9 protein-coding genes are annotated in these 13,389 nt (G+C 59.4%); 6 read left to right on the forward strand and 3 right to left on the reverse strand.

Annotation, left to right across the window (positions count from 1 at the left end; all coding sequences use genetic code 11):
• Positions 1 to 20 precede the first annotated feature (20 nt).
• On the reverse strand, positions 21 to 605 hold the full coding sequence (locus ACUN8C_RS05110) for a DsrE family protein (RefSeq protein WP_445621212.1): 585 nt from the start codon (positions 603 to 605) through the stop codon (positions 21 to 23).
• A 259-nt stretch (positions 606 to 864) separates the two neighbouring features.
• Between ACUN8C_RS05110 and trmA the strand changes: the two genes are divergently transcribed.
• The 5 genes from trmA (at position 865) to ACUN8C_RS05135 (ending at position 10,326) form a co-directional block, all read left to right on the forward strand.
• Complete coding sequence (gene trmA / locus ACUN8C_RS05115) at positions 865 to 1,977, forward strand: tRNA (uridine(54)-C5)-methyltransferase TrmA (protein WP_445621213.1); 1,113 nt, start codon at positions 865 to 867, stop codon at positions 1,975 to 1,977.
• A 221-nt stretch (positions 1,978 to 2,198) separates the two neighbouring features.
• Positions 2,199 to 7,043 (forward strand): NAD-glutamate dehydrogenase, encoded by a 4,845-nt coding sequence (locus ACUN8C_RS05120; protein ID WP_445621214.1) that lies wholly within the window; start codon positions 2,199 to 2,201, stop codon positions 7,041 to 7,043.
• A 115-nt stretch (positions 7,044 to 7,158) separates the two neighbouring features.
• Positions 7,159 to 7,983 (forward strand): MOSC domain-containing protein, encoded by an 825-nt coding sequence (locus ACUN8C_RS05125; RefSeq protein ID WP_445621215.1) that lies wholly within the window; start codon positions 7,159 to 7,161, stop codon positions 7,981 to 7,983.
• A gap of 116 nt (positions 7,984 to 8,099) precedes the next feature.
• Complete coding sequence (locus tag ACUN8C_RS05130; RefSeq protein ID WP_445621216.1) at positions 8,100 to 9,236, forward strand: hypothetical protein; 1,137 nt, start codon at positions 8,100 to 8,102, stop codon at positions 9,234 to 9,236.
• A 64-nt stretch (positions 9,237 to 9,300) separates the two neighbouring features.
• Positions 9,301 to 10,326: a quinone-dependent dihydroorotate dehydrogenase gene (locus ACUN8C_RS05135; RefSeq protein WP_445621217.1), complete on the forward strand. Its 1,026-nt coding sequence runs from the start codon at positions 9,301 to 9,303 to the stop codon at positions 10,324 to 10,326.
• A 73-nt stretch (positions 10,327 to 10,399) separates the two neighbouring features.
• Here the strand turns inward: ACUN8C_RS05135 and rmf are convergent, their stop codons facing one another.
• Positions 10,400 to 10,609: a ribosome modulation factor gene (gene rmf / locus ACUN8C_RS05140; protein WP_086901243.1), complete on the reverse strand. Its 210-nt coding sequence runs from the start codon at positions 10,607 to 10,609 to the stop codon at positions 10,400 to 10,402.
• A 199-nt stretch (positions 10,610 to 10,808) separates the two neighbouring features.
• On the opposite strand from rmf, the gene rlmKL reads away from it, so the two are divergent.
• Positions 10,809 to 13,022: a bifunctional 23S rRNA (guanine(2069)-N(7))-methyltransferase RlmK/23S rRNA (guanine(2445)-N(2))-methyltransferase RlmL gene (gene rlmKL, locus ACUN8C_RS05145; protein WP_445621218.1), complete on the forward strand. Its 2,214-nt coding sequence runs from the start codon at positions 10,809 to 10,811 to the stop codon at positions 13,020 to 13,022.
• Here the strand turns inward: rlmKL and ACUN8C_RS05150 are convergent.
• Positions 13,019 to 13,300, reverse strand: a complete 282-nt coding sequence (locus ACUN8C_RS05150; protein WP_445621219.1) for a hypothetical protein — start codon at positions 13,298 to 13,300, stop codon at positions 13,019 to 13,021. The two genes, rlmKL and ACUN8C_RS05150, sit on opposite strands and share 4 nt — an antisense overlap.
• Positions 13,301 to 13,389: the final 89 nt, after the last annotated feature.

A 13,389-nucleotide genomic window follows, 5' to 3' on the forward strand; every position in this document is an offset into this window, starting at 1 on the left:
GGTGCCGGTACTCGATACGGTTACAGTCGCTCGTAGGCGTAACCCTTGTTGCCGTAGATCGCCAGTGTGCTCAGTGCCGAGGGCGTGATCCCGATTTCGTTGTTGACCTCGGAATCCGCAATCTTCCAGTGATTGAGGACCTGGCCGCACACGCGTACCTTGACGCCGGCTTCTGTCAGGGCATGTACCAGTGGCTCATTGGGGTTATCGACGCTGAACCACTCGTCATAGACGCTTGAGGTGACAACACTGCGGGTCGCATCCCCGTGAATGATGGCCACAAAGTCCAGATGTTCCAGCGGAACGCCGGCCTCGGCAAAGACATTGACGGCACGTGCCACGCGCATCAGCCCGGGATTGATGGCCCTTGGGTCATCGCTGCCACTGACCACATCAAAGATGACCTGGTAATGCTTTTCGGGGTCAGGCACATCCACGGTGTCATGGCGCTCGGCAATGCCGCCAAATTTCTCTATTGCCGGATAACGGGCATGGTCAATGCCTGCCGACGGTTTGCGGGGAATGACCGCGGCAAAAAGCACCATGAGAACGGCTGCCGATATCAGCGCTGCCAGCATCCAGTGCCGCTTGAGAAGGTTCAGCATATCGAGTCCCTGAAAGCCAAAGAAGTGGTGATGGTCATCGGTCGGGTATGTGACAGGATGCCCCCCCGACGGATAACGACCGTGGTATAGCCAATGAGGTGACGGGAGTCTACAGATTTTGTGTCAATGTCACAGTGCCATAGCGACGTACCATGGCTGAGAGAGCGGCATCAATACTTGAGCTGCGATGGGCACACGCTACACTGGCCGCCTCTTTCATCATGACCGTTATCGCAACGGCCGGACCAGGTATTTAACATTGAGCGTACCCGTCGTTGACCCCGACCAGTACTCCGCACAGCTTGACGCCAAGCGTCAGCGCATCGTTTACCAGTTTGCCCGCTTTAAAGCGCCGCCCCTTGAAGTCTTTGCCTCTCCGACAAGCCATTACCGCATGCGCTGCGAGTTTCGCCTCTGGCATGAGGGGGATGATCTTTTTCACGCCATGTTCGAAACGGATGCCGACGGTGTCAAACAGATCGTGCGAATGGATCAGTATCCGGTGGCGAGCCGCCGCATCAATGCGTTGATGACACAGCTGATGGACGCCATTCGTGACCGTCCCGAGCTGCGCCATCGGCTGTTTCAGGTGGAGTATCTCACCACCCGACAGGGCGAGGCGCTGATCACGCTGATCTATCACCGACAGCTTGATGCAGCGTGGGAGCAGGCCGCCCGTGAGCTTGAGACAACGCTGGAGGCGGCCATCATTGGTCGGGCGCGCAAGCAGCGCCGGGTGCTGACGCGAGAGTCGGTCACCGAGCATCTTGATGTGGCCGGACACGTGTTCAGCTATCAACAGGTCGAAAACAGCTTCACCCAGCCCAACGCTGACATTGCAGAGAGCATGCTCAACTGGGCCCGGGATGTCACCCGAGGGGAGGATGGCCTGCGCCGTCCCACCGACCTGGTCGAGCTTTACTGCGGCAATGGCAATTTTACGATCGCGCTGGCAAACAATTTTCGACGGGTCGTGGCCACCGAGATTTCACGCACCTCCGTGGCCTCGGCCCAGCACAATCTGGAATTGAATGGTATCGACAACGTGCATGTGGCACGCATGTCGAGCGAGGAGTTTGCCCAGGCGCTATCGGGTGAGAAAACGGGGCGGCGTGTCAGCGAGATGCAGCTGGAAACGCATGACTTTTCGACCGTACTGGTGGACCCGCCGCGGGCAGGGCTTGATGCCGAAAGCTGCGAGCAGATCGCCCGGTTTGACGATATTGTTTATATCTCCTGCAATCCCGATACCCTGGAAGCCAATCTGGACCAGCTTGGGCAGACCCACGAGATCCATCGCTTTGCCCTTTTTGACCAGTTTCCCTATACCGATCACTGTGAGTGTGGCGTTTTGCTCAAACGCCGACACTAGCCGACCGGTACAAGGCCTGTCCGGTCCCGCCATGGCGGAGCCGATGTGTTTTGGGAGCAGCCATGCCGATTGAGGCCTGACCGGGTCCGGCCCCATGCCGGTTGGTCATGGGGCATGATAAAAATGCGCATACAGTAGGGATAAAGCGTTTGCTGAACTAGGATGTCACGGTGGTCATCCCATCAGGATGCGTAGGCATTTGCGGTACGCGAGGAGAATCGATGCAGAGTACAGTGCCGGACAACAAGGAAGACTTTTTCAAAGCGCTCGAGACGCTGCTTGAAGAGCGCCTGGCGCCCGAGCAGGCGCGCAACATCAGTGCCTTTGCTCGCCACTATTACGCCGGTGCCAGCCATGAGGACCTGCGAGAGCGCCATTTCGAAGACCTCTATGGTGCCACGCTCTCGACCTGGTTTTTCCTGCAGCAGCGTGAGCCGGACAATCGGCCCAAGGTACGTGTTTTCAATCCCGAATATGAAGAGCATGGCTGGCAGTCGACCCACACGGTCGTGGAAGTCGTCAGCCCGGACATGTCCTTTCTGGTTGATTCGGTGCGCATCGAGCTCAATCGCTGCGGCTTTACCGTCCACTCCATCCTGAACACGGTCATCGCCAGCGAACGCGACGAGCGGCAGCGGCTGGTCCGCTTCACGCCGCCGCGTGCTGAAAACGCGCCCTCGGCGCGTGAGTCGATCATCTATATCGAGGTGGATCGTCACTCTGACCCGGCCATGCTTGAGGAGCTCAGGGTCAACATCCTGGATGTGTTGACCGATGTCCGCTCGGCCGTCTCTGACTTTGATGCCATGCGCGCTCAGGCCCATGCCGCGCTTGAAGAGATGAAGACGCATCCGCCGCGGGTCGTGGAGCAGCGTGATGTTGAAGAGGCGCGCGATTTTCTGGCGTGGCTGCTGGACGATCACTTCACATTTCTGGGCTTTGAAGAGTATGAGTTTCAAACCCGGGACGGACAGCCGCAACTGGTACGCTCCAGTGGCAGCGAGCTTGGGGTACTGACCCTGAACAGCCCGCGCTACAGCGAGGAACCCCAGCGCTTTAGTGGCAGCGGCGAAGAGCAGGGCGAATATGTTCTGATTCCTGAGCTCATTTCCTTTGCCAAGAGCGCCTGGCCTTCGCGTATTCACCGTCCGAGCTATCCGGACTACATCATTGTCGAGCGCCATAACGACCAGGGCGACGTCATTGGTGAGCGCCACTTCCTGGGGCTTTATACGTTATCAGTCTACAACGAGCGCCCGGTCAATATTCCCGTGCTGCGTCGCAAGATCGATACCGTGCTGGGTGCCTCGGGCATCGACCCGACCGGCCACAATGGCAAACAGCTCCAGCAGATTCTGGAAGTTTATCCCCGCGATGAACTGTTCCAGATGGGGACAGAAGATCTCTGCCGCACGGCCATGGGGATTCTGAGTATTCGTGAACGTCGCCGCGTGCGTCTCTTTATTCGCGAAGATCGCTCTGGACGCTTTTACTCCTGTCTGGTGTATGTGCCGCGTGACGTTTTCTCGACCGACCTGCGCATGCGCATCCAGAACATGCTCTGTGAAGAGCTCGATGCCAGCTTTGGCGATTTCAATACCTATCTCTCCGAGTCGGTACTGGCCCGTATTCAGCTGATCCTGCGTTTTAATCACGATACGCCGGTCGAGTACGACGATCGTGCGCTGGAGAAAAAGGTCATCGCCATCGCGCGTGGCTGGCGTGACGACATGCACGAGGCGCTGATGGAAGGCTACGGGGAGGAGTCGGCCAACCGCCTGATGGAGCGCTATCGTGACGCTTTCCCGAGCAGCTATCGGGAAGATTTCACCCCGCGCACCGCCATCTATGACATCGGCCATATGGAAGGCCTTGATAATGAACGCTCGATCGACCTGAGCCTTTATCGTCAGCTCGAGCATGAAAATGATGTCAATCTCAAGCTCTTTCATCGTGACCAGCCGGTGCCGCTTTCCGATGCGCTGCCCATGCTTGAACACATGGGGCTGCGCGTCATCAGTGAGCGCCCCTATGAGATCGAACGTGCCGACAGCGTGGTCTGGATCCACGATTTCAATCTGGAGACCTCGAGTCGCAAGCATGTTGATCTGCACGGCATGCGCCATAACTTCATTGATGCCTTTACGCGCATCTGGTCAGGCGCTGCCGAAAGTGACAGTTTCAATCGGCTGATCATTTCAGCGAAGCTCGACTGGCGTGAAGTGGCGATGCTGCGAGCCTATGCGCGCTATCTCAAGCAGATTCGCTTTGGGTTGTCCCAGGACTATATCGCCACGGCATTGACCCAGCATGCCGACATCACGCGTGAACTGGTGGCTCTGTTCAAATTGCGATTTGACCCGCAGGGCGCGCGCAAAGAAGACGAGCTTCAGAAGGTTCGGGAGCGCATCGAGGCCTATCTGGAAGAGGTCACCAGCCTCAACGATGACCGACTGATTCGCCTTTACATGGATCTGATCGGTGCCACGCTGCGCACCAACTACTTCCAGCCAGGCGAAGACGGCGAACCCAAATCCTATATTTCCTTCAAGCTCGCCCCGCGTCAGATCAATGATGTGCCGCGCCCGCGTCCGCTGTATGAGATCTTTGTCTACTCGCCGCGCATGGAAGGTGTGCATCTTCGCACCAGCAATATCGCCCGAGGTGGCATGCGCTGGTCGGATCGCTTCGAGGATTTTCGTACCGAGATTCTCGGGCTGGTCAAGGCGCAGCACGTCAAGAACTCGGTTATCGTGCCCAGCGGTGCCAAGGGCGGTTTTATCTGCAAGCAGGCCCCGGTAGGCGGCAGTCGCGATGAGATCCAGAAAGAGGGCATCGCCTGCTATCAGACCCTGATACGCGGCATGCTGGATATTACCGATAACCTGATCGACAAACAGGTCGTACCGCCCCGACAGGTTGTGCGCCATGACGGGGATGACCCCTATCTGGTTGTGGCCGCCGACAAGGGTACGGCGACCTTTTCCGATATTGCCAATGCGCTGGCACGGGAATACAACTTCTGGATGGGCGATGCCTTCGCCTCCGGCGGCAAGAACGGCTACGACCACAAGGCCATGGCGATCACGGCCCGCGGTGCCTGGGAAGCGGTCAAACGCCACTTCCGTGAGCTGGGTCTCAATACGCAGGAAGACCCCTTTACCGTCATCGGCGTCGGTGACATGGCCGGCGACGTGTTCGGTAACGGCATGCTGCTGTCGGAAAAGATTCAGCTGGTTGCGGCCTTCAATCATCGCCATATCTTCATCGATCCCGAGCCTGACTGTGCAGCCTCCTTCAAGGAGCGCCAGCGCCTGTTCGGACTGGCGACCTCAAGCTGGGAGGATTACGACACTTCCCTGATCAGCGAAGGGGGCGGGGTGTTCTCGCGCGATGCCAAGTCGATCGAGATCACTGAGGGCATGAAGTCACGCTTTGGCCTTACGGCCTCGCGTCTGTCACCTGCCGAGCTGATCAACGCGCTTTTGAAATCGAAGGTCGATCTGCTCTGGAACGGCGGTATCGGCACCTACGTCAAGTCGAGCGAAGAAAGTCATGCCGATGTCGGGGACAAGGCCAACGACATGTTGCGCGTCAACGGCAGTGAGCTGGGCTGTCGCGTGGTCGGTGAAGGCGGCAATCTGGGGGTCACCCAGCTGGGTCGTCGTGAGGCCGCCCAGCATGGCGTGCGCATGAACACCGACTTTATCGATAATGCCGGTGGTGTGAACTGCTCGGACCATGAGGTCAACATCAAGATTCTGCTGGACGAGGTGGTCGCGCGTGGCGACATGACCGGCAAGCAGCGCAACGATCTGCTGGCACAGATGACCGAGGAAGTGGCCGATCTGGTCGTGGATGACAACTACCGACAGACCCAGGCGCTTTCCCTGTCGCGGTTGCTGTCAGCAGAAAACCTGGGGCCCTACCGCCGCTTCATTTTCGATCTGGAAGCGACCGGCCAGCTTGATCGGGAACTGGAAGCCCTGCCGGATGATGCCACGCTGGCGGCCCGTGCCGAACGTGGCGAAGGCCTGACTCATCCGGAGCTTTCCTCCCTGATCTCCCATGCCAAGATTGACCTCAAGGGCATGCTGGTGGAATCCGATGTGCCCAATGAGCCGGGGATCGTCAATCACGCCGAACGCGCCTTCCCCGCCACGCTGGTGGAGCGCTATGGGGAGGAGATTGCCAATCACCGGCTGCGCCACCAGATCGTGGCGACCAAGATTGCCGGAGATGTGGTCGATCACATGGGCATTCCGTTCGTGCGGCGGCTGATGGACATCACGGGCACCAGTGCCGGTGAGGTGGTCAGAGCCTACGTCATGGCCCGAGACAGCTTCGGACTGGCCTCTCTGTGGCAGGAAATCGAGGCGCTGGATGCCCGGGTCGATACTGCCATTCAGTACGACATGATGCTGTCGCTGGTGCGTCTCCTGCGCCGTGCCACGCGCTATTTCCTGCGCTATCACATGCAAAGTGACGCTGAATCGGTGGTCGGACAATACGCCCCGGACCTTGAGCGCCTGAGCAACAACATTGGTGAACGGCTTCGAGGCGAGGCGCAGCGTCAGTGTCTGTCGCTGCGAGACCGCTATATCGAGGCAGGCGCGCCCGAGGCGCTTGCCGAGCGTGTGGCGGCTACCGAAAGCCTGTATGCCGGGCTTGGCATCATCGATACAGCGGAACTCACCGGCGTATCGCTGGAGCGTGTGGCCGATACCTACTATCTCATCGGGGAGCAGCTCTCGCTGCCGTGGATGCTGGAGCAGGTCAATCGACTCGAGGTGAACGACAGCTGGCAGACGATCGCCCGTGAAACCCTTCGTGACGATCTGGATCGTCAGCAGCTGATGCTGACCGCCAGCGTACTGCGGGGTGAAGAGTGCCAGGACGTCGATCAGTGCGTCGAGCACTGGATGACGCAGCACAAGGCGCCCGTCGAACGCTGGTGTGCCCTGCTTGAAGAGGTGCACTCTACCGACGAGCTGGGCTATGCGCTCTTCACGGTGGCCGTTCGGGCCCTTGGAGAGCTTTCCGAGCGCCCCCCGTCCGGGGGCTGATCAGGACGATCCCTGCGTTATCACCTATGACAGCAGGACCAAACGCCGCCCCACGGGGCGGCGTTTTTTTATGTTACATTGGCCATCATCCGCTTCACCTACTGGATGACGTCTCATGGCTGCCTGCATCAGCTCACTGCATGTTTACCCGGTCAAGTCACTGGCCGGTATCGACGTGCAACAGTCGGTACTGACTGACGAAGGATTGCGTTATGACCGACGCTGGGTCATCACTGATGAGCGGGGCGAGTTCATCACTCAGCGAAGCTGCGCGCGTATGGCCACTCTGGTGCCTGCCCTTGATGAGCATCATCTGATTCTTCAGTCTCCCGACCGGCGCCATCTTTTTATTTCGCTCACGCTGCCCGGGGTGGCGCCTTCGCGCGTGCGTATCTTCGGTAGCGAATGTCAGGGCCTTGATGAAGGCGATGAAGCCGCCCGATGGCTGAGCGCCTTTCTTGAGCGCCCGGTCAGGCTCAAGCGGGTACCCCGCGACAACCAGCGTCGCGTCAGCCCGGAGCGAATTGGCACGCATGTGGCCCATACCGGATTTGCCGATGGCTACCCGCTGCTGGTGGCCGCCACCTCGTCACTGGCCGCGCTCAATGCCCGACTGGTAGCGCGCGCCCTGCCGGCGCTGCCCATGTCCCGGTTTCGTCCCAACATTGTCATTGAGGGCACCGCCCCCTTTGTTGAGCATGACAGTACGACGCTTGAAGGGGAGAACCTGTCGCTTTGGCTGTGCAAGCCCTGCGAGCGCTGTCGTATCACCACCATCAATCAGTGCAGTGGCGACATTGCCGTGCCGGGCGAGCCTCTGAAGACGCTGATGACGATGGATCATGTGGCCACAGGTGGTGCGTTTTTTGGGGAAAACGCGGTGGTAATGCAGGGTGACGGCCAGTCGCTTTATACGGGAATGCCGATACGAATGGGCTAGCCAAAAGCATCGCCAAATACGCAGGCTTTGTTATGCTGTGGCGGTTTTGCCGACCGACCGAGGCCACACCTGCTGTCTGTATCGGCATCAAGGGATTTCTTCCAACGAGAGACATCATGAAAAATACAATCTTGTATCTGGCACTGGGCATGGGCGTTGGGCTGGGCACTCTCTCGGGGCAGGCACTTGCCGCCAAGAGCCCGGCACTTCAGCAGGCCGAGCAGGCGGCAAGCCAGGTCGATATTTCCGGAGCCATTGAGCGTGATACGGATGGCATGAGCCGCTCCATGTATCTGGGGTCAAAGCCCGTATCGCATGATTTCGACGTCAAACAGGGCGGCGAATACATCATTGAAGCACGTGCCTTTCATGGCACTTCGGGGCTTTATGAGGTCAATGCAGAACTTCGTGATGATGCCGGCCAGACACTGGCCACGGCCAGCGGCAACAATCAGACCAACGGCCTGATGATGCGTCATCAGCTGGCGCCGGGCACCTATCATGTGGTGATCACCGGTCAAAGTCGCAGCCCGGCTCGTGACCAGACCCAGTCCGTGACGGTTTCGGTCCAGCAGGCTGATGCCAGCGTGCGCGGCCAGGGGCTGGCCGATGCCAGTCGTATCGAGCGCCTGGGCAGTGCCAGTGCCGTTGCCGCCAGCAACAATGCCGATGCATCGGCACGACTGGGTCGTGACGGCGCGGTTCAGGGCGATGCCACCGCACCTGGTACCGGTGCCTCGCAGCGCAGTGCCAGCGTGATCACAGGCCCTGGCGAGACGCAGCCCGAGCCCGGTCCTTCCGGCAGGGCACTGGAGCGTGCCGCGCAATCCGATACTGTTGAGGAAGGCGAAGGGCTGGCAGCCGACCAGGGCAGCGTCGATGCAGCTCATGACGGTCAGCAGGCCGCCGCGACCGGTGACAACGTCTCACCCATTCGCGAGCGGATTCTGCGTGATGTCCCCATGCGTACCGATGGGGAAGTGCTCAAGTTTGAGGTGGTTTCTGCCGGTACCGTGACCGTTGACAGTTTCACAATGGATTCCAGCGGCAACTACCGCATCTCCGGTGAGCTGGTCGACAGCAATGGCCAGGTGGTGGCCAGCGACAGCGGCAGTGGCTTCCAGGGCGATTTCCACCTGCGTGAATCTCTTGAGCCCGGCATCTACAGCGTACGCGTGCGCGGTCAGAAGTTCGGTGGCGTGCGCAGTGGCGCCAATAACTTTACGCTGCGCATCGAGCAGCCCGGCGACTGACCCTTCCTGTATGGCCCGGGGGCATTCCCGGGCCTGATTTATCTGCTTTCAAGGACATGCCCTCATGTACAAGGCCGCTCGTGCGCTGCTGTTTCGTCTCGACCCTGAAACGGCCCATGGCCTGACGCTGTCATCACTGGATCTGGCGCATCGCCTTCATTTGCAGCGGGCACTGGCGTCTTCGCCCGTCGAGGATCCTGTCACGCTGATGGGGCTTCGCTTTGCCAATCGGGTCGGGCTTGCTGCCGGCCTGGACAAGAACGGCGAACATCTCGACGCACTGGGGGCCATGGGGTTTGGATTTGTGGAAGTCGGCACGGTAACGCCAAAGGCTCAGTCCGGTAATCCGCGACCGAGGCTTTTCCGTCTGCCTGAAAGCGGGGCGATCATCAATCGCATGGGATTCAACAACCAGGGCGTGGACCAGCTGCTGGCCAATGTGGCCAAAAGCCGCTATGACGGCGTCATTGGCATCAATATTGGCAAGAATCTGACCACCCCGGTCGAGCAGGCCGTGGATGACTACATGACCTGTCTGCGAGCAGTGCATAATCATGCCCATTATGTGACCGTCAATATTTCGTCGCCCAATACGCCCGGGCTTCGCAGCCTGCAGTTTGGCGAGCAGCTCAATGCGCTTTTGTCGGCACTGCAGCAGGAAAATCGCGCGCTTAATCAGCGCCATGGTCGCCGGGTCCCGCTGGCGGTCAAGATTGCGCCGGACATGAGCGAGTCGGAAACGGATCTGGTCGCCGAGTGTCTGAAAGCCTGCGAGATTGAAGCGGTGATCGGCACCAACACGACCATCAGTCGTGATGGCATCGCGGGCAGTCCGCATGCCGAACAGGCCGGTGGTCTGTCGGGGCGTCCGGTAAGAAAGGCGTCAACGACGATTGTCAGGCGCTTGCGCGAGAAGCTGGCGGACATCACCATTATCGGCGTGGGCGGGATCGATAGCGGCGAGGCAGCGCTTGAAAAGCAGCAGGCTGGTGCTGATCTGGTCCAGATTTACAGTGGTCTGATCTATGAGGGGCCGGCACTGGTCAAACAGTGTGCTCAGGCGTTAAAGGACTCAAAAAAGGCAGTGTGATCAAAGACCGGGCACGCTGGTCGCGTACCCGGATGTCATGTCATGCGATGGGTTCAATGGTTCCGATGGCGAATCAGGTGGTCGCCATTGGATTAACGTGCAGACCCGAGACCCCTGTCATACCGGACCATTGCGCTTCACGGCCTTCACGCCAGCCGCTCATCCAGGACTCGCGCATTTCGATACCCTGACTGGGGCAGTCATCTCTGGAGCGTCCAGTCACACCGGCCTTGTAACCACTGACATAGGCTTTCTGGAAGGGATCACGTTTCTGTCTTTTCATTGGATAACCTCGCTTCACACAAAAAAGTGTTTCGTCCCGTGACAATGGCAGTGTCACTACCATGGGGGTCGTAGGTTGACAGCGATCGTGCGATCTTTCGTAGCTACCCCTATACCTTTACAGCAGCAGCAAGACGCTGTCGAAAATCATTTTCATCTAAGCAAATCGCTCATTAATCTTTTCAGGAATATGACACCGCATGATGCCCTCCAGCACTGAATACTTACCGGATACGGCTCATGAGGAGCTCTCCTTTCTCGCCACCTGTCCGCGCAGCATGGAAACCCTGCTGGCCGAGGAACTGACCGGACTTGGCGCCAATGTGGCTCGCACCAGTGTGTCCAGCGTCCATGGCAGCGCCTCCCGTGAGGTGCTTTATCGCTTGTGTCTCTGGTCACGTCTGGCCAATCGCATCATTCTGGTTACCGGCCGTTTCGAGGAGGTGGAAGATGGTCCGGCTCTGGTGGCCGCTTCCCACAGTATCGAGTGGGAGACCTTGATCACGCCCGGTGCCAGCCTGCGCGTCGATTTCCACGGCGAAAGCGCCCAGATTCGCCATACCCGCTTTGGCGCACAATGTGTCAAGGATGGTGTGGTGGATCGTTTTCAGGATCATGGTCTGGCCCGGCCGGAGATCGAGCCTAAAGCGGCAGATCTGCGTCTTTATGCGCATCTGCATCGTGGCCGACTGGTACTGGGCATCGACCTTTCCGGCGACAGTCTGCACCTGCGGGGCTATCGCCTGGACGGTGCCAATGCACCGCTCAAGGAGAATCTGGCGGCGGCGCTTCTGGTGCGTGCCGACTGGCCCGCGCGCGCCGGACGAGGCGAAAGCCTGTTTGATCCGATGTGCGGCTCGGGCACGCTTCTGATCGAGGCGGCGCTCATGGCCTGTGATGTGGCCCCCAATCTGCAGCGCCGGCGGTTTGGTTTCCACGGCTGGGCCGGCCACGACGAGACGCAGTGGCAGGAAGTTCACGGGGAAGCGGCGCATCGAGCCCGCGTTGGTCAACACGACTGTCAAATCACATTCTGCGGTCGCGATCACAACCTGCGTGCCGTGGAAGCGTCGCGCGCCAACGCCGAACGTGCCGGTGTTGCGTCATTGATCCACATTGAGCATGGTGATGCACTCTCCAATCCTCCGGTGATGACGCCCGGACTGGTGGTCACCAACCCGCCCTATGGCGAGCGCCTGGGCGAACTGCCGGCGCTGATCAGCCTGTATCAGGGGCTGGGGGCGCTGCTGCGCGAACACTTCACGGGCTGGTCGGTCGCGCTTTTGACCGGTGATCCAAAGCTTGGTCACCGACTGGGCATGAAGGCCCATCGCCAGTACGCCTTCAAAAACGGCAGTCTGGATACCAAACTATTATTGATTGATGTACATGCGCGGGCGACACCTGAAGCGCAGGAGCAGACGCAGGCCCCCCGGAAGGCGGATGACACTGCCAGCGCGGTGACCCATTCGGCCGGCGCGCAGATGTTTGCCAACCGTCTCAGGAAAAACCAGAAGCGCCTGTCGAAATGGCTCAAGCGCTCGGGCGTGGAATGCTATCGGCTCTATGACGCGGACATGCCTGAATACGCGCTGGCCATCGATATTTATGGCGCCTGGGTCCATGTGCAGGAATACGCGGCACCGCGCTCGATTGATGCCGGCCAGGCCGAGCGACGTCTACTGGAAGCGGTGGGGGTGCTGCCGGAAGTGCTCGGCGTGGCGGCGGATTACATCTTCCTGAAGCGCCGTGAGCGCCAGTCGGGACGTGCCCAGTACGAACGTCGCGACAGCTCCGGACAGCGCTTTCAGGTCAACGAAGGCAGCGCCAGGCTATGGGTAAATCTGCGCGACTATCTTGATACCGGCCTGTTTCTGGACCATCGCCCCGTGCGCCGCTGGCTGTTTGAAAACGCCGCCGGCAAGCGCGTGCTCAACCTGTTTTGCTATACCGCCACGGCCAGTGTGCAGGCGGTGCTGGGCGGAGCAAGCGAGAGTCTGAGTATCGACATGTCCAATACCTATCTTGGGTGGGCCGAGGACAACTTCCGCCTCAATCGGCTCGACATGTCACGCCATCGACTGGTGCGCGAAGACTGCATGGCCTGGCTTGAAAGATCCGGGCCGCAGTTTGATCTCATCTTCATGGATCCGCCGACGTTCTCCAACTCCAAAAAGATGGACAACGTGCTGGATATTCAGCGGGATCATGCCCACATGATCGAGCGTGCCATGGCGCATCTGACACCCACGGGCACGCTGTTGTTTTCCAACAATCTGCGTCGTTTCCAGATGGATGAAAGCGTCAATACCCGCTTTGAGGTGAAGGCGCTGTCAAAACAGATGCTGGATCCGGATTTTGAACGGCGTCCGGACATTCATCATGTCTACGAGATTCGTCACCGTATTGCCTAGCGGCTATCCAGCAGTGACAGCTGGCGGACGGCGTCCCGGGCTTCCGGAGCGTCGTCGCTGGTTTCGAGCACGCGTGAGAAGCCGCGCAGCCCCTGAATGTGGTCTACGTCACTGACCCAGGTCATGGCCTGGGTATAGTCCTCGGCCAGCGCGTGCTGAATGCCCCCGTAGGCGGTGCCGATCTGTCCCCAGGCGCGGACAAAGATCCAGTCACCGAACATGTCCTGATGAACGTGCACGAGGACATAGTCATGTTCGCTCTCCCAGCGGATGATCAAGGCAGCGCTCCTGTGTAGTATTGAGAAGGAAAATGAGGACAGTGTTGGCGGCCGCGCCAGCAGGGCGCCGATTGTAACGGTCGCGGGCG

It is taken from the genome of Kushneria sp. Sum13 (genome assembly GCF_052692355.1).